At 29.0% G+C, this 21,505-nt stretch carries 17 protein-coding genes and 2 tRNA genes; 10 read left to right on the top strand and 9 right to left on the bottom strand.

Annotation, left to right across the window (positions count from 1 at the left end):
- The gene (gene ilvA, locus ACKTTQ_RS13190; RefSeq protein ID WP_093870449.1) at positions 1-1,263 is read left to right on the top strand and encodes a threonine ammonia-lyase IlvA; all 1,263 of its coding nucleotides are present in this window, start codon (positions 1-3) and stop codon (positions 1,261-1,263) included.
- A 70-nt stretch (positions 1,264-1,333) separates the two neighbouring features.
- On the opposite strand, the gene ACKTTQ_RS13185 is transcribed toward ilvA, so the two are convergent.
- Both ACKTTQ_RS13185 and ACKTTQ_RS13180 read right to left on the bottom strand, forming a co-directional pair.
- Positions 1,334-1,409 (bottom strand) — tRNA-Phe (locus tag ACKTTQ_RS13185).
- Positions 1,410-1,471: 62 nt separating this feature from the next.
- A tRNA-Phe gene (locus tag ACKTTQ_RS13180) sits at positions 1,472-1,544 on the bottom strand.
- Between the two features lie 108 nt (positions 1,545-1,652).
- Between ACKTTQ_RS13180 and ACKTTQ_RS13175 the strand changes: the two genes are divergently transcribed.
- The 8 genes from ACKTTQ_RS13175 (at position 1,653) to ACKTTQ_RS13140 (ending at position 10,957) form a co-directional block, all read left to right on the top strand.
- Positions 1,653-2,384: a type III pantothenate kinase gene (locus tag ACKTTQ_RS13175; RefSeq protein ID WP_408049453.1), complete on the top strand. Its 732-nt coding sequence runs from the start codon at positions 1,653-1,655 to the stop codon at positions 2,382-2,384.
- The gene (locus tag ACKTTQ_RS13170) at positions 2,377-3,672 is read left to right on the top strand and encodes a hypothetical protein (protein WP_408049452.1); all 1,296 of its coding nucleotides are present in this window, start codon (positions 2,377-2,379) and stop codon (positions 3,670-3,672) included. Before ACKTTQ_RS13175 ends, ACKTTQ_RS13170 begins: the two co-directional genes overlap by 8 nt.
- Before the next feature lie 15 nt (positions 3,673-3,687).
- Entirely contained in the window at positions 3,688-5,001 is a 1,314-nt protein-coding gene (locus ACKTTQ_RS13165; protein ID WP_408049451.1) for a tetratricopeptide repeat protein, read from the top strand.
- Between the two features lie 8 nt (positions 5,002-5,009).
- The gene (gene lptC, locus ACKTTQ_RS13160; protein WP_299135649.1) at positions 5,010-5,579 is read left to right on the top strand and encodes an LPS export ABC transporter periplasmic protein LptC; all 570 of its coding nucleotides are present in this window, start codon (positions 5,010-5,012) and stop codon (positions 5,577-5,579) included.
- Positions 5,579-5,776 carry a hypothetical protein gene (locus ACKTTQ_RS13155; protein WP_093870454.1) on the top strand — a complete coding sequence of 66 codons (198 nt, stop codon included), beginning with the start codon at positions 5,579-5,581 and terminating at the stop codon, positions 5,774-5,776. Before lptC ends, ACKTTQ_RS13155 begins: the two co-directional genes overlap by 1 nt.
- Positions 5,777-5,807: 31 nt before the next feature.
- On the top strand, positions 5,808-7,100 hold the full coding sequence (locus ACKTTQ_RS13150; protein ID WP_408049450.1) for a hemolysin family protein: 1,293 nt from the start codon (positions 5,808-5,810) through the stop codon (positions 7,098-7,100).
- 102 nt (positions 7,101-7,202) lie between these two features.
- Entirely contained in the window at positions 7,203-9,329 is a 2,127-nt protein-coding gene (locus tag ACKTTQ_RS13145) for a peptidylprolyl isomerase (protein ID WP_408049449.1), read from the top strand.
- A 158-nt stretch (positions 9,330-9,487) separates the two neighbouring features.
- Complete coding sequence (locus ACKTTQ_RS13140; protein WP_093870457.1) at positions 9,488-10,957, top strand: catalase; 1,470 nt, start codon at positions 9,488-9,490, stop codon at positions 10,955-10,957.
- A gap of 55 nt (positions 10,958-11,012) precedes the next feature.
- Here ACKTTQ_RS13140 and ACKTTQ_RS13135 read toward each other — a convergent pair whose 3' ends face one another.
- Entirely contained in the window at positions 11,013-12,809 is a 1,797-nt protein-coding gene (locus ACKTTQ_RS13135) for a T9SS type A sorting domain-containing protein (protein WP_093870458.1), read from the bottom strand.
- A 104-nt stretch (positions 12,810-12,913) separates the two neighbouring features.
- Positions 12,914-14,314, bottom strand: a complete 1,401-nt coding sequence (gene lpdA / locus ACKTTQ_RS13130; RefSeq protein WP_093870459.1) for a dihydrolipoyl dehydrogenase — start codon at positions 14,312-14,314, stop codon at positions 12,914-12,916.
- Positions 14,315-14,514: 200 nt separating this feature from the next.
- Between lpdA and ACKTTQ_RS13125 the strand changes: the two genes are divergently transcribed.
- On the top strand, positions 14,515-15,744 hold the full coding sequence (locus ACKTTQ_RS13125) for a glycosyltransferase (protein ID WP_255405154.1): 1,230 nt from the start codon (positions 14,515-14,517) through the stop codon (positions 15,742-15,744).
- Positions 15,745-15,780: 36 nt separating this feature from the next.
- Here ACKTTQ_RS13125 and ACKTTQ_RS13120 read toward each other — a convergent pair whose 3' ends face one another.
- The 5 genes from ACKTTQ_RS13120 to ACKTTQ_RS13100 all read right to left on the bottom strand — a co-directional run bounded on the left by ACKTTQ_RS13120 (position 15,781) and on the right by ACKTTQ_RS13100 (position 21,471).
- On the bottom strand, positions 15,781-17,214 hold the full coding sequence (locus ACKTTQ_RS13120) for a DUF3526 domain-containing protein (protein WP_408049448.1): 1,434 nt from the start codon (positions 17,212-17,214) through the stop codon (positions 15,781-15,783).
- 1 nt (position 17,215) lies between these two features.
- Positions 17,216-18,619 (bottom strand): DUF3526 domain-containing protein, encoded by a 1,404-nt coding sequence (locus ACKTTQ_RS13115; RefSeq protein WP_408049447.1) that lies wholly within the window; start codon positions 18,617-18,619, stop codon positions 17,216-17,218.
- Positions 18,616-19,332 carry an ABC transporter ATP-binding protein gene (locus ACKTTQ_RS13110; protein ID WP_408049446.1) on the bottom strand — a complete coding sequence of 239 codons (717 nt, stop codon included), beginning with the start codon at positions 19,330-19,332 and terminating at the stop codon, positions 18,616-18,618. Before ACKTTQ_RS13110 ends, ACKTTQ_RS13115 begins: the two co-directional genes overlap by 4 nt.
- A gap of 297 nt (positions 19,333-19,629) precedes the next feature.
- Positions 19,630-19,971, bottom strand: coding sequence for a hypothetical protein (locus tag ACKTTQ_RS13105; protein ID WP_408049445.1), 342 nt, complete (start codon positions 19,969-19,971; stop codon positions 19,630-19,632).
- Between the two features lie 96 nt (positions 19,972-20,067).
- Entirely contained in the window at positions 20,068-21,471 is a 1,404-nt protein-coding gene (locus ACKTTQ_RS13100) for a carboxypeptidase-like regulatory domain-containing protein (RefSeq protein WP_408049444.1), read from the bottom strand.
- Positions 21,472-21,505 lie beyond the last annotated feature (34 nt).

The raw sequence follows: 21,505 nt of genomic DNA, 5'->3' as shown, positions 1-21,505 counted from the left end.
ATGGAGACAAAAAACATCTATTTTCCTAAATTAAAAGATGTGAATAAAGCTGCAGCTACTTTGAAAGAGGTAGTTGCAGTAACTCCTTTGATGTTGAATTATACTTTTTCAAAAAAACTGGAATCAAATATTTTTTTAAAAAGAGAAGATTTACAGCAAGTACGATCGTACAAAATAAGAGGAGCGTATAACAAAATAAGTTCATTAACTAATGAAGAGTTGATTAATGGAATTGTTTGTGCTAGTGCAGGAAATCATGCTCAAGGTGTTGCTTTGGCTTGTAAAAAGAAAGAAATTCAAGGAACAATATTCATGCCTGCTCCAACTCCTAAACAAAAGTTAGAGCAAGTAAAAATGTTTGGAGGCGAGTTTGTAGATATTCAGCTTACAGGAGATACTTTTGATGATGCTTATAAAACAGCAAAGTATATATCTGATAGTTTGGGTAAAACGTTTGTACATCCTTTTGATGATGAAAAAATTATAGAAGGACAAGCGACAGTTGGTTTAGAGATTTTAGAACAAGCAAATGAATCAGTAGATTATGTATTTGTTCCTGTAGGTGGTGGTGGTTTAGCCTCAGGGCTTTCAAGTATTTTTAAACTGTTGTCCCCGAAAACAAAAATAATAGGAGTTGAGCCAGCAGGAGCAGCATCAATGCAACAGGCTATTGCAAACAATGAGAATGTTAAGTTGTCTGAAATAGATAAGTTTGTTGATGGGGCTGCGGTACAACAAGTAGGTGGATTAACTTATAAAATATGTAAAGAGAATTTAGATGATATGATTACGGTTCCAGAAGGAAAAGTGTGTCAAACTATTCTAGATATGTATAATAAAGACGCTATTGTAGTTGAGCCCGCTGGAGCTTTAACTTTAGCAGCTTTAGATACTTTTAAAGAAGAAATTAAGGGTAAAAACGTTGTATGTGTTATTAGTGGAAGTAATAATGATATAACAAGAACGGCAGAGATTAAGGAGCGAGCTCTGTTATATGGCGGTTTAAAACATTATTTTATTATTCGGTTTCCTCAACGTGCAGGAGCTTTAAAAGAGTTTGTAATAGATGTTTTAGGTAAGAATGATGATATCACTTTTTTTGAGTATTCTAAAAAAACTAGTAGAGAAAATGGACCAGCAGTTGTTGGAGTGGAATTGGAAAAAAAGGAAGATTTATCTCCGTTAATAGCTCGAATGAAAGAGCGTAATTTTTATGGAGAGTACTTGAATAATAAACCAAATTTGTTTGAATTTTTAGTGTAAAAGTCGTTTTTAACGGCTTTTTTTTGGTTATATAAAACCAAAAAGCCCAAACTAAAAGTCTGGGCTTTGGTGGTGGTGCCTCCAGGAATCGAACCAGGGACACAAGGATTTTCAGTCCTTTGCTCTACCAACTGAGCTAAGGCACCATTGGTACTTAATTTTTGTAGCATTTAGTAAAATAAAAGTCATAAAATATGATTTTTATTTGTGGTGCCTCCAGGAATCGAACCAGGGACACAAGGATTTTCAGTCCTTTGCTCTACCAACTGAGCTAAGGCACCAATTGCTACTTTCGTTAAGCGGATGCAAATATACAATCGTTTTTCAATTTAACAAAATAAAAAAACTAAAAAAATGTATTGTAACTTTGTTTTTTTTAAAAAATAAGTATGTTTTTAATAATTGATGTAGGTAATACAAGAGTCAAAGTAGCTGTTTATGAGAATGATGTAGTCATTGATAGAATGGTGTTTCTTAAAGTGAAAATAATTGAAGAATTGGAAAAAATTATTTTAAAATATCCAATATTAAAGAGTATTGTGTCTTCTGTAGCGTCATTTTCCGAAAAAGAAGAAGAAAAAATAATTGAATTAATCAACCCTATTATTCTAAATCATAAAACCAAGGTACCTTTTGAAAATATGTATGATACTCCAAAGACGCTAGGAGTTGATAGAATAGCATTAGCAGCCGCAGCTGTAAAGAAATATCCAGATACAAACACCTTAGTTATTGATGCAGGAACCTGTATTACGTTTGATTTTATAACGAAAGATAAAAAATATTTAGGAGGTGCTATTTCCCCAGGCATAGCAATGAGATATAGAGCCTTAAATACATTTACATCAAAATTACCATTATTAAAACAAACACATATCTCTGACTTTATAGGAAGAAATACAGATACTTCTATACATTCTGGAGTTATAAATGGAGTATATAATGAAATTATAGGTCTTATTAATCAGTATAAAGCAGGGTATCAAGATTTAACAATTGTTTTAACAGGAGGAGATACAAAATTCTTGGCAGAACAATTAAAAAGTGTCATATTTGCCCATCCAAATTTTGTTTTGGAGGGATTACATACTATTTTGATATATAATTTAGAGGATGATTAAGAGGTTTATAATAGGACTATTAGTATTAAGTACAACAGCAATAGTAGCGCAAAGTAACAGTGCGTCACCATATTCTTATTTTGGTATAGGGGAAAATTTTGATCCATTAACTGTTGAACAGTCTTCAATGGGAGGTATTGGAGTTGCCTTAAAAGATACATACCATTTAAATTTTACAAATCCAGCTGCGAATGCAGATTTAAGATATGCTACTTATGCTATTGGAGGAAGTTTAACTTTTTTAAACTTAAAAGAATCTAATTCATCTCAATCTGGTAATTCAACTAGTTTAAGATATGTTTCGTTAGGATTTCCAATAGGTAAGAAAGCAGGTTTTTCTGTAGGATTACAACCGTTTTCATCTGTAGGGTACTCATTGTTAAATAGAGTATATGATGGTGATAACATTAAAGAGCTTACAAGGTTCACAGGAATAGGAGGTACAAATAGACTATATGCTAGTTTTGGTACCTATTTATTCGATGGGTTTTCTGTAGGTGTTGAAGTTGGTTTTATTTTTGGAAGTTTGCAAAATGATATTTTAAATCAAGTTCAAGGAACTATGTTAGGGACTAAGCACCAAGAAAAATTAAACCTTAGGGGAGGGCAATTTAAATTTGGAGCACAGTATAAAAAAGAATTAAAGAATAAATTACAATTATACACAGGAGCTGCTGTTACTTTTGATAGTGATTTATCAGCAAATGGAGCCGAAAGAATGTATTCTTTATCTATTGCTACTTCAGGAGCTGAACAGGTAAGAAAAATACTTTATGATAAATCAATATCAGGAAATTTAACAATGCCTTTCAAAACTGTATTTGGTGTAGGTTTAGGAAAAGTAAATAAGTGGTATGTAGGAATAAATCAAGAGTATAAAGATGCAGTTGTTAGTTCACAAGGAATTAATGTTATAGGAAATAGCCAAGCATTTAGATATGAAAGAGGAAGTAAATTTTCAATAGGAGGATATTATCTTCCTAAATTAAATTCAATATCAAGTTACTGGGATAGAGTTACTTATAGAGGTGGTGTTAGGTTTGAGAAAATGGGTGTTTTAGCAGATGGAACTGGAACAGGAAATAATTTAACATCAATAAACGACTTTGGCATAAATATTGGATTTGGTTTACCACTTCCAAAGCAATTATCTAGTGTTAATATAGGATTTGAGTATGGACAAAGGGGGACAATGATTAATAATCTAATTAAAGAAAACTATTTTAATGTAAAATTAAGTTTATCTTTAAATAGTATTAATTGGTTCAAAACAAGAAAAATAGATTAATTAAAAACTGATTAAATGATGAAAAAAATTACGTATTTACTAACAGGGATGTTTTTGTTTGTAGCCGTAAATGTTGTTAAAGCGCAGGCTAGTCAAGAATGTAACATAAAGTATAACTTATTTAAAGGTAATTATGTTACTAAAAAATATGCTGAGGCTAAGGTAGATTTAGAATATTTACTTACTAACTGCTCTAAATTATCAGTTAATATCTACAAATTAGGAGCGAAAATAGCTAACAGGACTAATGATCATACTTTAGCTAAGAAAATTTATGAAGGTAGACTTGTTAATTTTCCTAATAAAGGAGCTGCAAAAGCGCATAGTGAGTATGCAAAGTATTTGATTAAGCATAAGTTAGCGTCTAGTGATGAGGTGTTTTTAATTTTAGAAAAGGCCTATAAAATTTCACCTAAAGAGATGAGCGTTAAAAACATCTTTAGATATTTTACAGGTATCACTGAAAAATATAAAGATACTGATCCTCAAAAAGTATTTGATACTTATGATGATGTAATTGAATCTGTTCAAGAAAAATTAGATGATTATAACGTTAAAATAGCTAAATTACAAGCTAAAGAAGAAGCAGGTACAATAGATAGCAAAGAAAAAAAGAGATTAAAAGCTTATATAACTAATTCTACTTCTTTAGGTTTAGTAGAAAGTGGTCTTGATGCAAAAATATCTGGAATAGCTACTTGTGAAAGACTAATACCTATTTACAAAAGAGATTTTGATACAAATAAAACAAACGGAGTTTGGCTAAAAAGAGCAGTATCAAGAATGTATAATAAAGGATGTCAGACTGATCCATTATTTGAAACATTAGCAAAAGCTTATGCTGATGCAACACAATCTGCTGACGCATTTAACTTTATTGCTGGAGTATTAGATAACAATGGAGATAAAAAAGGAGCTGCTCAAATGAGAAAGAAAGCTTTTGATTTAGAAACTGATCCTTTGAAAAAAGCTAGATTAAAATTAAGAGAAGCACAAGGAGCTAGAGGCTCAAGAGCAAGAGCTTTGGCTTACGAAGCATTAAAGTATAATCCAAATATGGGTAAAGCATATTTATATATTGCTAGTTTATATCAAAAAAGTGCTAATTCTTGTGGAAGTGACGAGTTTGAAAAAAGAATGGTATATGTTGCAGCATTAAATAAGGCATTAAAAGCAAAAAGAGTTGATCCAGGATGTGGAGCTGGTAGATATATTTCTAGTTATAAAAAACTAGTACCATCTAAGAAGTTAATTTTTCAAAAAGGTGTATCTTCAGGGATGTCTCATAAAATAGGATGTTGGATAGGTGAAACTGTTCGTATACCATAATTAAATACATGAAAGTTATTAAATATAACATATATAAAAACATTGCTATCATTGGGTTGATAGCAATGTTTTTTTCTTGTACTAATAGTAAAAAAGAAGTGCAAGATTTTTTAGCAGATAAAAATTTACCTATTGCCATTGGTAAGGATATTTACCATGTATATAAAGATTCTGGTAGAATTACTTCAAAATTAATTACACCATTATTACAAGATTTCACAAATAGGAAAGAACACCCCTACAATAAATTCCCTAAGGGAATCAAAATTATAACTATTGAAAAAAATGGTGACTCAACAACTATCATAGGTGATTTTGCGTTAACTTATAATAAAACAAGAATTTCTGAAATAAGAGATAATGTTGTAATTATAAATCATGCAGATAACTCTAAATTAGAAACCAATCAGCTTTTTTGGGATCAAAATGAAAAGTATTTGTTTACAGAAGATGGTTTTCGTTTAACTACAGAAACCAGTATTATTAATGGTTTTGGGTTTGAATCTAGACAAGATTTATCAAAATGGGTAGCAAAAGATATTACAGGAGAAGTAGAAACTAAAGACGACGATTTATAATGAACACACTTTGGAAATATATACAATACGGATACTTAGTTGTAGGAATCATTTTTTTTATAGAGGGTTTTATTAAATGGAGCACAGATAAAGAACAAGCACTTATTATGTTTGGTTTTGGTGTTTTTATAACACTTATTTTCTTTTTTAAACGTTATTTTAGAAGAAAAGTTGAAAGTAGAAACAAACAAAATTAGGTGTAATTAGTAATAGAAAAAAACGAATTAAATGCAATTTGATATTATAATAATTTTAGTGTCAATTTTATTATCTGCTTTTTTTTCAGGTATGGAAATTGCATTTGTTTCCGCAAATAAATTACATATTGAATTAGAAAAAAAGAGAGAAGGAGTTTTACCTAAAATTCTGGCAAAAATAACTGAGAAATCTTCAAAGTTTATAACAACTATGTTGGTTGGTAATAATGTTGCTTTAGTTATTTATAGCTACTTTATGGGTAAGCTTTTAATGAATTGGTTTCAAACATTTTTACCTTCAGATAGTATTATACTAAGTTATATTTTAATAGACATTAGTTTGTTAACTCAAACAGTTATATCAACGATTATTATACTTGTTACCGCTGAGTTTTTACCAAAAGCTATTTTTAGAATCTATGCTAATGAAATGCTCAAAGTATTTGCTATACCGGCTTATTTTTTCTATTTAATTTTTTATATAATTACATGGGTAATTACTAAAATTTCTGATTTTTGTTTACAAGTTTTTTTTAAAACGACAGAAAATGAAAAGCAAACAGAATTTAGTAAAGAAGAGTTAGGTAATTATATATCTGAACAGTTAGATGGTGGGAGTAACCAAGAAAAAATTGATTCTGAAATCCAAATTTTTCAAAACGCTTTAGAGTTTCACAAAGTTAAAGCAAGAGAAATAATGGTGCCTCGAACTGAGATAATTGCTATAGATATACATGATTCGGTAGTGAATTTAAGAGAGTTGTTTATTGAAACAGGATTATCTAAGGTACTAGTATATAAAAATTCTTTAGATGATATTTTAGGGTATGTAAATGCTTTTGAATTGTTTAAAAAGCCTAGAACAATTAAATCAATACTATTACCTGTTGAGTTTGTACCTGAATCTATGATTATTAATGATGTTTTAAATTCATTAATAAAAAAAAGAAAAAGTATAGCTATTGTTGTTGATGAATATGGAGGTACCTCTGGAATAATAACAGTAGAAGATGTAGTCGAAGAATTATTTGGAGAGATTGAAGATGAACATGATAATCAAGAGCTTCTTGAAGAAAGAATAAGTGATAATGAATATAATTTTTCTGCAAGACTTGAAGTTGATTATTTAAATGAAGAGTATAATTTAGATATACCAAAAGAAGAGGCCTATGAAACTTTAGGTGGCTTTATAATTAATCATACCGAAAATATTCCTGAACAGGACGAGGTTTTACACATCGGTAAATTTCAAATTAAAATTTTAAAAGTTAGTACGTCAAAAATAGATGTGATTCATTTTAAAGTATTAGAGAAAGAAGAATAATTATTACATATAAGTAAACTTACTCTAAAACAGCTAAAAAAACATTGCATTATTAAATGTGAAATTGTATTTTCGCACACTGTTAATAAAATAAAATGACGTATGGCAATTTTATCGAAAATTAGAGAACGTTCAATGTTCTTAATTCTTGTTATTGGTTTAGCACTTTTTGCATTTGTATTAGACCCATCTACAATATCAGATTTTTTTAATGCAAGTAAAGTAAACGAAGTAGGAGATGTAAATGGAGAAAGTATTTCTCGTCAAGAATTTGCAGAAGCCTTAGATGCATATAAAAAGCAAACTGGTAATAGAGTTTCTGAAATGCAAGCAGCTAAAACTGTTTGGAATAATTTATTACGTCAAAAAATATACAAATCTCAATTAGAGGAAGCGGGTATAACAGTTGGAGAAGCTGATATTATGCAAGCTTTATTTGATTCACCTACAGTTCAAGGTGATCAAAGGTTTCAAACTTCTGGAATTTTTGATAAAAGTAAATTGAAAGAACATTTAGCAACTATAAAAGATGCAAATAATGATGAGTGGAGAGCTTGGCAAAACTACATGGTTTCTTTAAGAGATAATTTAGAGAAAACTACTTACGATAATTTAGTGTCTTCAGGTTTAGGAGCTTCTCTAAAAGAAGGAGAAGGACAATATTTAACTGAAAACACTAAAGTTTCTGGAAAGTATGTATATGTTCCTTATACTTCAATTGCTGATAGTACAGTAACTGTAAAAAAGAGCGATGTTAAAGCATATATTGAGAGTCATAAAAATCAATATCAAGTTGAAGCATCAAGAGATGTTAAATTTGTGAAGTTTGATATTGTTCCAACATTAGAAGATGAAGAAGCATTAAGAGCTGAAGTGGCTAAGTTAATCGAAGATTCTGAAGATCCTAATAATAGAAACATATTAAAAGGCCTAAAGAACACTACAGATTATGTTGCTTTTTTAGAAGATGCTAAATCTGATATTTCACTTGATGATAATTATAAATTTAAAGCTCAAGTTCCTCAAGGAATAGCTGATAAGCTTTTTGAAGGTAAAGAAGGTGAAGTTTTTGGACCTTATAAAGATAATGATTACTTCAAATTATCTAAAATTACTAAAATTACACAATTGCCTGATTCAGTTCAATCAAGACATATTTTAATCCCTTTTATAGGTGCAAACCCAAGTGGATATGAGCCAACTAAAAATGAAGCGGATGCTAAGATAATGGCTGATAGTTTATTAACTGTTTTAAAGGCAGACTCTTCTAAATTTGAAGATTTAGCTAAAGAACTTTCTTCTGATAAAGGATCTGCTGATAAAGGAGGTTTTTATGATTGGTTTGGATATAACAGAATGGTCCCTGAATTTAGAGATTTTGCTTTTGAAGGGAAAAAAGGAGATATGGGAGTAGTAAAAACTGTTTTTGGTTTCCATATTATAAAAATTGAAGATCAGAAAAATTTTCAACCAGCAATGAAATTAGCAACTTTTGGAAAAAAGATTGAAGCTTCTGAAGCAACTGAAAATACAATCTTCCAAAATGCTGAAACATTTGCATTAAATTTAACTAATGGTAAAAAATATATTGATTTAGTTAAAGAAAAGAGTTTAACTTCTTTACCAGCTGTTGGATTAAAAGTTTTAGATGAAAATGTACCTGGAATAGGTAATGAAAGAGCAATTATAACTTGGGCATTTGGAAAAGATGTTGAAGTAGGTAACTTTAAGAGATTTGATGTAGATGGAGGATATGTTGTAGTTATGTTAACTGATAAAACATCTAAAGGATTAATGTCAGTTGATAAAGCTGTACAAAGTGTACGCCCTATAATTCTAAATGAAAAGAAAGCAGAAATGATTTCGAGCAAAATGAGTGGTGCTACTTTAGAAGATATTGCAAAATCATCAGGTCAAACAATTAGAGGCGCAGTAGATGTAAATTTACAATCTCCTAGTCTTTCAGGTGTAGGTTATGAACCTAAAATTATAGGTGCAATGATCAATGCAAAAGAAAATAAAGTATATACTAAAGTAGTTGGAGATAGAGGTGTTTATGCTTTCGTTACTGAAAAGAAAGAATTACCTACTGCGTTACCTAACTATGACACTTATAGAAAGAGAATAGCAAATAATAGAAAAAATAAAACATTTCAAATGTATGAAGCTGTTAAAAAAGCTGCAGATATAAATGATAGTGTTGGAAGCTTCTATGGTATTCAACAATAATATATAATCCTATTTATAGTAAGAAACCGAGTTATAAAACTCGGTTTTTTTTATTGTTTAAACTATTGAATAGTTTTTAATTATTTTAACATAAAAACTATCAATTTTTATTATAGTGTGTTTTTTTATATGTTTACAAAAACAAAACACAGATAATAATGAGTAAAAAAAGAAAATTAACAACAGAGTCAGGAGCACCTTTATATCATTATGAGGATACTCAAAGTATTGGAAAAAGAGGTCCGTTATTATTACAAGATTATTTTTTACATGAGAAATTAGCTCATTTTAATAGAGAGAGAATTCCTGAGAGAATAGTTCATGCTAAAGGCTCAGGAGCGTATGGTACTTTTACGGTAACAAATGACATTACCAAATATACAAGAGCTAAGTTATTTAATGAAGTAGGTAAGCAAACGAAGCTATTTGTACGTTTTTCTACTGTTGGAGGAGAAAAAGGATCAGCAGATACAGAAAGAGATCCTAGGGGATTTGCTATAAAGTTTTATACTGAAGATGGTAATTGGGACTTAGTAGGAAATAATACTCCGGTTTTCTTTATTAAGGATCCTAAAAAGTTTCCAGACTTTATACACACCCAAAAGCGCGATCCTTATACTAACTGCAAGTCAGCCACTATGATGTGGGATTATTGGTCTTTAAATCCAGAAAGTCTACACCAAGTACTTATTTTAATGAGTAACAGAGGAACTCCAGATGGTTATCGATTTATGAATGGGTATGGTAGTCATACCTTCTCTTTAGTAAATGATAATAATGAAAGATTTTATGTGAAATTTCATTATAAAACAATGCAGGGTATCAAAAACTTAAGCGATGATAAAGCAACTGAATTAAAAGGAAAAGATCCAGATTATGCGCAAAGAGATTTAGTAGAAGCTATTGATAATGGAGAGTATCCAAAGTATGCTTTGAAAATTCAAATTATGACAAATGATGAAGCAGTGAAATTTAAATGGAACCCTTTTGATGTTACTAAAGTATGGCCTCATGCTTCTTTTCCTTTAATAGATGTTGGTGTAATAGAGTTAAATGAAAATCCAAATAATTATTTTGCTCATGTAGAACAATCGGCTTTTGCTCCTTCAAACTTAGTTGATGGTATTGGTTTTTCGCCAGATAAAATGCTTCAAGGGCGTATTTTGGCCTATCCTGATGCTCACCGTTATCGCATAGGTGTAAACTATGATGCTTTACCAGTAAATAAGTGCCCATATATGGTAAATAATTACCATAGAGATGGTTCAATGCGTTTTGATGATAATGGCGGGAATTCGCCAAATTATTTTCCAAACAGCTTTGATGATATTGAATTAGAGACAACAAGAAAAGGAATAAACTATGAATTGGATTCAAAGAAAGTAGGTTATTATGATCGTAATGAAAATGATGATGATCATTATACACAACCTGGTAATTTATTCAGATTGATGTCTAAAAAAGAACAAAAAGATACAGTTACAAATATTGTAAATGCAATGAGTGGAATTTCAGGAGAGAAAAAACTTGAAATAATAAATAAACAGCTGTGCCATTGGTTTAGAGCAGATAGAAATTTAGGGATGGAAATAGCTAAGGGGCTAGGAATTCATATTGAAGGATATTAATTAAGTAAGAGAAAAATTAAAACCGAGTATTTATACTCGGTTTTAATTTTAATAATTATTGCTTTATGATTTTAAAACTTTTAGAATGGCTTTTGTATTTTATTGTAGTTATATATAACCCTGAAGGAAGATTGCTAGTATCAGTATTATATGCTCCATTACTTCCCATCATAGTACTATCTGTCATTAATTTACCATTTATTGTGTAAATTTTAATTGATAGCCCATGAGTAGGTGTAATCCCTTTAGTTTTGATATTTATAGAATTAGTAATCATACTATTGTTTAAATTTATGTCAAAAAGAAATTCTTTAGGAGTGTTTAATTCTTTAATTTTATTATTTGTAATGGTACCAATTGTAAATCCAGAAACTATATTTCTAGTAAAATCTGGATGCTCGCTATTAATATATATACTATAAACACCTTCTTTAAAAATTGATGTATCAAGTATAAATTGTTTTGTCTTTTGATGGTAGCTAAACGATTGTAAATAAATTTCTTCTTCAGTATTATTTCCTAATAAATCAGAAGTTTTAGAAATAGTAGCAGTTACTTCAATTTCATCAAAGTTGGTATTTGAATTTAGAAAAGATACTTTTAATATGTTTTTGTTTTTTTCAACTTCAAAAACCATTTTTGGACCATTGATTTGATGTGCATAAGCGACAAATTTTGAATTACCCTTTATAATAGTTGAGCTTGATGTATTAAGCTTATAACTACTCATGTAATTAACTATAGAATTCGTTTTGCTTTGTTCTCTTAATTTTGGAAATAATCTACCTTTCGTTGACTTTAAATTGAAGTTTGAATATGAGTTTTTATGAAATACTTGTAAATTAATATTTGTATTGCCTCTATCTGCTATAATTTTGTCATAATCATTTTCGGAATTAATAATTTGATAATCACTTGATGTTTTTGTGTAATTGACTAATTCAGAAGTGTTTTTGGGTGTTGTGTTTTTTAAAACGTTTTCGTTTAAGTATGGTTTTATATGTTTCCATACATATTGCCCTAAAGCAATATCGACATGATCTAAATAAGCTTCGTTCTTTTTAAATGTATAAATTCCATTGGGCCTAAGTGTACTTTTGTATGGTGATACACCATCATTTACACCCTGATGTAAATATAAAACGCTACCGCTAGCAAACATTAAAGGAGCTAAAAGTGTATGTCCTCTAGCAAATCCAGACCCACCAAGAATAATAAATTTTGAAGGCTCATTATTTATATGATTGTCAAAATATGGACGAACAACATCTCTGCAGTAGTATGTAGTTGAAGTAGCACCTCCTTCGTTTAATCCCGTTTTTTTCCATAACCAATTTAGCCACCATTGTTGTGATATATCTGCTAAATATGTACCCCAATATGGTGTTCCTAAAGCAAAAACCTTTTTTACTTTATTATATTTTTTATGAGTATACATTGCAACTTCAGAGGCTTTTCCTCCATTACTATGTGCAATAATGTATACATCATTTACATGATATTTATTAGTTATAATATCAATAGATTCGGCTAATAACTTTCCGTTAGCCCACATACCTTCACCTCTTGTGGTAGCAACAAATACAACTTGATAACCTTCGTTATATGCTTCTTTATAAAAAGTGTTATTTGTGAAAAAAAGCTGGTTAAGATCAATGTATCCATGGTTAAACAAAATAACTTTGCCATTAAAGTTATTAGGCCTGGCTCCATAATGAATAGTTGATTTTAGTAGTGGTCCAATGAATAAGGAACTTAGATTATCTGGAGTAGGAAGTTGTTTTTCAACAAAGCTTTGGGAAAAAAGAGTTAAAGATGTAAAAAGAATACATAAAGTTTTGAATAATTTCATTTTTAGAAGGGGTTTAGTTAATGAAATTAAATATATGTAAAAAATTAACAAAAAAAAGGTATTCTATTTAAAGAATACCTTTTTTGTTTATGTTTTTTTTGATTTTAAGCGTTTAAAGGCTTACCATCCCAAGCAGCTTTAGCAGCTTCTTTAACTGCTTCAGAGTATGTAGGGTGACCATGACAAATACGAGCTAAATCTTCAGCAGACGCTCTATATTCCATAGCAACAGCAGCTTCCATAATTAAGTCAGCAACACGAGCACCAACCATATGAACACCTAAAATTTCATCTGTATTTTTATCAGCTAAAACTTTTACAAAACCATCAGTATCTCCACTAGCACGAGATCTACCTAATGCACGCATAGAAAATTTACCAGCTTTGTATTCAACTCCGCTATCTTTTAATTCTTGTTCAGTTTTACCTACAGCAGCAACTTCAGGCCACGTATAAACAATACCAGGAATTAAATTATAATCAATATGAGGTTTTTGACCTGCTAAGTATTCAGCAACTACTACACCTTCTTCTTCTGCTTTATGAGCTAACATCGCTCCACGAACAACATCACCAATAGCATATATATTAGAAACATTAGTTTGTAAAAGGTCATTAACCTCTACCATTCCTCTTTCAGTAACCTTAACACCAGCTTTTTCTAAAGCTAATCCATCGGTATATGGACGACGACCAACAGATACTAAACAATAATCACCTGTAAAAGTAACTTCTTCACCTTTTTTATTAGTTGCTTTAACAATTACTTCTTCACCATTTCTTTCAACAGAAGTAACACCATGATTCGCATTAAATTTCATTCCTTGTTTCTTTAAAACTTTAGTAAGTTCTTTAGAAACATCTTTATCCATAGTTGGAGTAATTGTTGGGGCATATTCAATAACTGTTACATTAGCACCTAAACGCTTATAAACAGAACCTAATTCTAACCCAATTACACCACCACCTATAACCAATAAATGTTTAGGTACTTCTTTTAATTTTAAAGCTTCAGTAGATGTTATTACACGTTCTTTATCAATAGAAATAAAAGGTAATGTTGACGGTTTTGAACCTGTAGCAATAATAATATTAGTTCCTTCAATTACTTCAGAACTACCATCATTTTTTGAAACTTTAACATGTGTAGCATCTTCAAAAGAACCTAATCCTTCAAAAACCTCAATGTTATTCTTATCCATTAAATACTTAATTCCACCTGTTGTAGTTTCAACTACATTTGCTTTACGAGCAACCATTTTTCCAAAATCGAAAGATGGTTTTTCAACAGAGATTCCATGCTCTTCAAAATGATGTACAGCATCATAGTAATGATGAGAAGAATCTAATAAAGCTTTTGAAGGTATACAACCTACATTTAAACAAGTACCACCTAGAGTAGAATATTTTTCTATAATAGCAACTTTTTTTCCTAATTGAGCAGCTCTGATAGCAGAAATATATCCTCCAGGACCAGAACCAATAACGATTACATCGTATTTCATGAGTCGTGTTTTTATTGTTTTGTATTTGCTAGTTAGTATTTTATGTTTCTACCTAGCTATCTGTTTTGTTTTTCAGAATAATAACCGCAAAATTACATATAATTGTTGATTTGTTGAAGAATGTTTAAGATTAGTTTTTAGACGAGTAGTATTAAAACAGAAGATAAAGAATGTCAATATAAAACCACTATTTTTGCAAAATGAACCATCTTCTTATTATAGGGTATGTTTGGGTAGAGCCAAATTCATCTGCTGCAGGTACTAGAATGTTACAACTAATAGAGTTGTTTTTACAACAGAATTATAAAATAACATTTGCTTCACCATCACTTAAAGGAGAAAAAGCTTTTGACTTATCTTCTATAGGAGTTAATGAAGAAACTATTGAGTTGAATAACTCATCATTTGATGATTTTATACAAAAGTTAAATCCTACTACTGTACTATTTGATCGTTTTATGATGGAAGAGCAATTTGGTTGGCGTGTAGCAGAAAATTGTCCTAAAGCGCTACGTGTATTAGATACTGAAGATTTACATTTTTTACGTAAAACACGTCATAATAAACTAAAAAGAAATGAAATATTTACTAATGAATCATTATTGACTTCAGATGATGCTAAACGAGAAATAGCCTCTATTTTAAGATGTGATTTAAGTATAATAATTTCATTATATGAAATGAAATTATTAATAGACGTGTTTAAAATTGATAAAGAGTTGTTATATCACCTTCCTTTTTTACTTCCTAAAATAGATCGATATGTTATTGAAAATTGGAAGCCTTATGAAAAGCGAAAAGATTTTGTTTTTATAGGGAATTTCTTTCATGCTCCAAATGTAGATGCTGTTTTACAACTAAAATCAATTTGGAAGGATATACGAAAGAAATTACCTGAAGTAGAAGTTCACATTTATGGTGCTTATGCTACCCAACAAATAAATCAATTACATAAACCAAAAGAAGGTTTTATAGTAAAAGGATTTGCAAAAAATGCACTAGAAGTAGTAAATAAAGCAAGAGTAATATTAGTACCATTACGATTTGGTGCTGGCATTAAAGGAAAGTTAACAGAAGCAATGATATGTGGAACTCCTAGTGTAACAACAAAAATTGGAGCCGAAGGGATGCATGGAAACTTACCTTGGAATGGCTTTATAGAAGATGATCTTGATCAGTTTTTAAAAAAAGCTATTGAATTATATACTAATGAAAAACTTTGGAAAAGTTTCCAGACTAATGGAATTGATATTATTAACTCAATATATGATAAAGATAAAATTAGTCAACCTTTTATATATCAAATAAAAATACTTCAAAAAAATATTGTAGACCACCGTAATAAAAATTTTCTAGGAAATCTATTACAGCATCAAACTTTACAAGCTACAAAATACATGAGTAAGTGGATTGAAGAAAAGAATAAATGAAAAATGTCTATCACAAAAAAGTGATAGACATTTTTTTTAATTACTAATTAGTGTTCCTTTTTTTAATTTATTTTTAAAATTAATCCATGCTATACTTATGAAGAATAGAGAAAATAGACATAATGAAATTAGCTTTATTAATATAGAAAAAGATTTTGGAGCTTTGTATTCAAAGCTTGGAAGCTTAGAGTATAGGTTTGTGCTAAATTTTTCATTTTTATATAATAAAGGAACAAAGAAGTTACGCCATTCTTTAGTAAAAGAACTGGTTTGTTTTCTGTAATTTTGATAGTGTAAGGTTGATGTTCCTGCTAAGTTATTAAAAGCTTCTTGTAAAATTATAGCAGGGGAACTGTATTGCCACCTTTGTATCCATCTCTGTTGCTGTTCTAATTGAACATCGTAAGAGGTTATTAAAGGTTTTAATTCATCTTCAACTAAATCTTGAGAAGCCATGTATTTATGCCAAAAAGAGTAGTTTTTTGAAGAGTCATTGCTTGCATATTCCGGATGGTCTCTTAAATAATTATCTAAAATTTTATCTTGTTTTTTAGAAACTTTATCTTTTAGCTCTCTTACCTCACTTATTAATTTTGATCTTGAAGGAATGGGATAAAAAACATTACTAAGTTGACCAATTATAGCTGGAATTATCAAAATTATAAATACCCAAACTGCTAATAAACTTACAGCGTTTTTTGCTGAGTTATTGATAAATATGTTTATAAATAAGACTACAACAAACCAAAAAAGGATATAAGCTATAACCAGTAAAAGAGTATTAATATAAGCTATAAAGTTTGTTGAAAAATTAAATTCATTAATTACAAAAGTGATGGTTAAAATAACGAGTGTAATTAAGGTTAACCAAAGAAATTTTAAACCAATTTTTTGTAAAATCCAAGTAAACATTGAAACTGGTTGGGAGGCTAATAATTTTAATGACCCAGATTCTTTTTCTGAGGAGAATATATTATAACTAAAAGCAATAACAATGAGTGGGAGTATATATATAATAACAAAAGATAAATCGAAACTTCCAAAAAGTAATTGAATTGGGTTGGATAGTTCAGCATAATTAAATAAAAAACTGTCACCATAGGCTTTTGGTTGTACATAATGCGTAAACAAATCACTTTGCCCAGTCGATATAAAAGTTAAGGCTTGAGGAGGCATTGCTGCTACTCTTGGAAAAGAATATCCAATATGCATTGGCCTAGTTGGTTTTGCCCATGACCTTACACTAGTTTCAAATCCTTTTTCTAGTGAATCTAAGACCTTTAACATTTTTGAATCTTTCTTTTTTACTGCACTATACGCTTTTTCAATGTCTGAAAATCGTTTGTCTACTTTTTGTTTCCCATTATAACCAGCAAAAAGAATGATAGTAAGCATAGTAAAAAAAAGTAACAAGAGCCATTTACTACGGAGCAATATCTTTAATTCGTATTTAAAATTATGTTTAAACATTTTAATAGGTTTTATTAGTGAATATTAATACTATAGCAGTAAACGAAAGCCATAATGCAAGTATTAAAAACAAGAATGTGTTTTTTTTAAGCACAGTAGAAAATGTTGTAGCTTGATATTTAAATTTTGGTAGTTTACTCCAAGTATTTGCAGGAGCAACGTATCGTTCTCCATATTTTGAATTTTTCTCAGTAGTTCCATTTAAAAAACGTTGTGTTTCAACTCTATATTTTTCTGCAGATTCTGCAAAATCCCAATGATTTTGATAATCAGTTTTTGCTACAGCCATTGATAAAAAACGTGTGGGAAGAAACGGAGAAATAATCGTTAATGATTTATAAATTCCATCTTGATTTTTAGCTTGTTCATTTAAATAATCATAATGCTTTTCATATATTTTCGCTTGATATTCTTCTCCTTTTTGCATTCTATAGGCACTATAATTAAATGGAAGTTTATGTACGCTGTCAACATTATATTTTTTAAGAACTTCTTTTTCAAGCTTTTTTGCTTCTTTATTCCAAGGATTATGGCCATCTAAGCCTTTTTTGTTTTCTTCTGAAATTCTCTTTGAAAATTCTTGATGTGTAGGGTATGGATATTTTGTATCTGCTAAATTGCTTGCAACTTTTGGGGCTATAAAACAAGCTAATACCCAAAAAGATAAATTAATAACTAAAGAGATTCCTGATTTTTTTGCTAATGAGGAAATTAGTAATGTAATATTGGTGAAAATTAAATAATAGGTGATATATATAAGATATAAAGTGCCAAAAGCTGACCAGTTAAAAATACCATAATTTTCAATGCTTGATAAAATAATACCACCTAGTAAAAATAAAAATGTAGTGATTGTTACAGAAGGTATTAAGGTAGCAAACCATTTTCCTAACAATAATTTCCATCCAACAATTCCTTGACTTTTTAATATGTAAACTGTATTACCTTCAATTTCTTTTGTAAAACTGTTGTAACCAATTAAAATAGTAATTAAAGGAAGTATGTATAATAAAATAAAGTCTACAGTTAATTCTCCAAAGCGAGATAAAGCTGTTTGATCAGAAGCATTACTAAATTGTGCTTGGTTTCTACTATGTGCTTCTAAAAAAATAGATATACCTGTGTATTTGTCTACTCCTTGATCGATAAGAGATAGTGGAGATTTTGGTTTGAAAACATAATTACCATAATGAGCAGCCGAATGTGGATTTTTTTCCCCTTGAGAATCCCAAGCATTACGTTCACTGTTTTTAGCTTCATTATATTGAATATTTGTAGTTTCATATTGTTTAGCAGTAATTAATAGAGCTATAACCAACAATACTAAAACAATACTTAAAGAAATTTTAAAACGACCATCTCTTAAAATTTCTTTAAGTTCTTTTTTTATTATGTGATAAATCATACTGTCTCTTCTTTTAAAGTCATTGTTTCTAAATATAATTTCTCCAAATCTTGAAGTGAAATGTCTTCACTTGAGAAATAATGTTTTAGTTTTCCCTGTTTCATTATACCAATATGGGTACCTATTTCTTTAGCTCTAAATATATCGTGTGTAGCCATTAATGTAGCTACATTGTCTGATTTCATTTTTTTTAGAAGTACACCAAATTCGTTACTAGATTTAGGGTCTAAACCAGAAGTGGGTTCATCTAATAATAAAACTTTAGCGTCTTTAGCAATAGCTAAAGCAATACCTATTTTTTGTCTCATCCCTTTAGAGAAATACTGAGTGCGTTTATGATAGGCTTCTTGTTGTAATCCTGCTTCATCTAAAAAGAACTCTAATTCTATTTTAGAAAACTTATAGCCACCTATACCTAAAAAATAATCTAAGTTTTCTACTGCTGTTAAAGTAGGGTATAGCATTAAGTTTTCAGGAATATAGGTTAAAAAAGATTTTGTTTTTTTAGTATTCTTATTAACATCTAGGCTATTAATAAAAGCTTTTCCCGACGATGGAGTAATAAAGTTTAATAGTAAGTTTATAGTTGTTGATTTACCTGCGCCATTGGCTCCAAGAAGGCAGAATATTTCTCCTTTTTTTATTTCTATATTTAAATTGTCCAGAGCGGTAAAGTCGCCATATTTTTTAGTTAAGTTGTTTGTTTTTATCATATCGTACTTTTTGTGATATTTATTCGTTTTTTGATTTATTATTATTGAGTTTTCTTAATTTATAACTACTAAAATATCAAAGTTTTGTAAGGCAAAACACCCTCTGTTTTATTTATAGAGAGCATTTTTTTTGATAATTAGATGTGCAGTAATAATTAGTTATTAATATCCAGAAAAATAAGAGAATCAAAAAATGAAATAAATAAGTAGTTAATCATTTATCACAAAATGAAAGATGTCTTACTAATTATAGAAATTAATTTATGCGTTACTTTATAATTATAAAAAGAAGAGATATTATATAAAGTATGGGGGAGCTCTTAGTTTTTTAAGCGATTCAACACTAGTTAATTTAATAAAGTAATAATTATCAATTTTTACAGTATTGTAAAAAGTAGAGATAAAATATTGAATATTTAAATTAAGCGAGTAAAAACTTGAAAATGAAAAATAACAAATATCACAGTCATTAATGATTTCTTGATGTAAATGAGTTGACTCAGTTTTACAATCAATATGAGTATCATTTTCATGATGATGATGATGAATTGTTTTTATAACAATAGGGGCAATAAGAAAAAGCATCAAAAAAAGAGATGCTATTTTTTTTATTGTATTATTTTTTATTGTTAAAATCATCTTAAAGTAACAAAACTAATTACTTAAACTTTTTATTTATGATATATACTGTTAATTTTTTCAAAAAAGTAACTTTTTAAGTTAAAACCCTTGTAGTTATTTGTTTAAAGGGCGGTAATCTAAAGGAAGCATATTAGCAAAAGCTTCATATCCCCAATATCCTTCATGTAAAACAGTAAAAGGTTCAATTAAAACACCTTTTTTACTTATCGGTGTTTCTTTAGTATTAATAAGAGATATGAAAGATTGTTGATAGTCTAGCTTTGCTTTACCAAATCTATAGTTGTCTTCTTCTGGTTCATTAAGGTAATTAATTTCAAGTAAGTAAGGAAAACTTAAATAAAAAGCAGTACCCTTTTTAATAATAAAATCATCTAAAACTAAGTTTTTCTTTACAGGCTTATTAATATATTTTTTTAAATGCTCTTTCCTAGCTATGAAGCTTAATGAGTCAGTCTCTTTATCATATAATTTTGTTTTTGGTGTGGCATAATAAAGTCCTTTACTATCTTTTCTTACATGAAAAGGACCATTTATAATTTTATTTATTTCTTCTTTAGAGAATTTAATTTTAAACTTTTTTGTAAAGTGAGTTTCTTTTGTAAGCATTCTTCTAACTAATGAACTTCTTATTTTTTTATTAAAAAGATTCAATTTATTAGAGTGAAAAGTTGGGAGTTTTTTAAAATTATTGAAATTAGGTTTAGAAGCTAATTTTAATTTCGCTTCATTTATAATACTATCATGAGGCCTTTCTGGGTTAAGTACTTTTTGTAATTGATTTATTTTAAAACCAGCAATATCTAATTCATCTTTAATGATTGATCTGTAAAAATGCATACGAGAACCATTATATGCTTTTAACCTATTGGTTTTCCATTTACTTTTAATAGTAATATTTAAATTTTGATATTTAGTATATCCACTGAAAAGAATACGGTTATTGATTAATGAAAACTCTACTAAATCATAATATATTAAGTAACCTAAACCTTTATGTTTTATCTGAAGAGGTTTACTAGCATAAGCAGACAGTTTATTTGTTTTTTTGTCAAAGTCAAAATGCAAAACTTTAGGATTTAAAATCAAACATTGTGATGCTAATTCGGTTTTTCCTAAGAAAGCTTTTTTAAAACGAGATAAATTATATTTCCAATCATCGTCGTATTTTGTTTTCTGAATAACAACTTCATTTAAAATATTAGTATCAGGTTTTAATTTACACAATAATGGCTTAGTTTTAGTATTGGTATTTATGTTAAGTTGTATGGTTTTAAATCCAATGAATGAAACAATTAATTCATAATTACCTTTATGATTTTTTAATTGAAATTCACCTTTTTCGTTAGTAGTGGTTCCAATAGTTGTGTTGTTTAAATAAACTGAAGCACCTTCTAAAGGTTCGTTTTTGTGAGTTGTAACTTTTCCTTTTATAATAGATTGAGAAAAACTATTAGCAGTAAAAAACAGTACAATAAATACAAAAATTCCTATTCTCATAAAAAATATTTTTTATAAAAATAGGAACTTATTT

Source organism: Tenacibaculum halocynthiae (genome assembly GCF_964512825.1).
Classification (GTDB): Bacteria; Bacteroidota; Bacteroidia; order Flavobacteriales; family Flavobacteriaceae; genus Polaribacter; species Polaribacter halocynthiae.
The sequence above is the reverse complement of the archived record's forward strand: the minus strand, read 5'-3'. Positions and strand labels throughout refer to the sequence as shown.

What these genes read in the sequence shown, in the direction of transcription:
- ACKTTQ_RS13150 (WP_408049450.1), top strand. Translation starts at nt 5,808, where the DNA reads ATGCAATTTGATATTATAATAATTTTAGTGTCAATTTTATTATCTGCT.
- ACKTTQ_RS13165 (WP_408049451.1), top strand. Translation starts at nt 3,688, where the DNA reads ATGATGAAAAAAATTACGTATTTACTAACAGGGATGTTTTTGTTTGTA.
- ACKTTQ_RS13135 (WP_093870458.1), bottom strand. Translation starts at nt 12,809, where the DNA reads ATGAAATTATTCAAAACTTTATGTATTCTTTTTACATCTTTAACTCTT.
- ilvA (WP_093870449.1), top strand. Translation starts at nt 1, where the DNA reads ATGGAGACAAAAAACATCTATTTTCCTAAATTAAAAGATGTGAATAAA.
- ACKTTQ_RS13155 (WP_093870454.1), top strand. Translation starts at nt 5,579, where the DNA reads ATGAACACACTTTGGAAATATATACAATACGGATACTTAGTTGTAGGA.
- ACKTTQ_RS13170 (WP_408049452.1), top strand. Translation starts at nt 2,377, where the DNA reads ATGATTAAGAGGTTTATAATAGGACTATTAGTATTAAGTACAACAGCA.
- ACKTTQ_RS13120 (WP_408049448.1), bottom strand. Translation starts at nt 17,214, where the DNA reads ATGTTTAAACATAATTTTAAATACGAATTAAAGATATTGCTCCGTAGT.
- ACKTTQ_RS13110 (WP_408049446.1), bottom strand. Translation starts at nt 19,332, where the DNA reads ATGATAAAAACAAACAACTTAACTAAAAAATATGGCGACTTTACCGCT.
- ACKTTQ_RS13100 (WP_408049444.1), bottom strand. Translation starts at nt 21,471, where the DNA reads ATGAGAATAGGAATTTTTGTATTTATTGTACTGTTTTTTACTGCTAAT.
- ACKTTQ_RS13140 (WP_093870457.1), top strand. Translation starts at nt 9,488, where the DNA reads ATGAGTAAAAAAAGAAAATTAACAACAGAGTCAGGAGCACCTTTATAT.
- ACKTTQ_RS13175 (WP_408049453.1), top strand. Translation starts at nt 1,653, where the DNA reads ATGTTTTTAATAATTGATGTAGGTAATACAAGAGTCAAAGTAGCTGTT.
- ACKTTQ_RS13125 (WP_255405154.1), top strand. Translation starts at nt 14,515, where the DNA reads ATGAACCATCTTCTTATTATAGGGTATGTTTGGGTAGAGCCAAATTCA.
- ACKTTQ_RS13115 (WP_408049447.1), bottom strand. Translation starts at nt 18,619, where the DNA reads ATGATTTATCACATAATAAAAAAAGAACTTAAAGAAATTTTAAGAGAT.
- lpdA (WP_093870459.1), bottom strand. Translation starts at nt 14,314, where the DNA reads ATGAAATACGATGTAATCGTTATTGGTTCTGGTCCTGGAGGATATATT.
- lptC (WP_299135649.1), top strand. Translation starts at nt 5,010, where the DNA reads ATGAAAGTTATTAAATATAACATATATAAAAACATTGCTATCATTGGG.
- ACKTTQ_RS13145 (WP_408049449.1), top strand. Translation starts at nt 7,203, where the DNA reads ATGGCAATTTTATCGAAAATTAGAGAACGTTCAATGTTCTTAATTCTT.
- ACKTTQ_RS13105 (WP_408049445.1), bottom strand. Translation starts at nt 19,971, where the DNA reads ATGATTTTAACAATAAAAAATAATACAATAAAAAAAATAGCATCTCTT.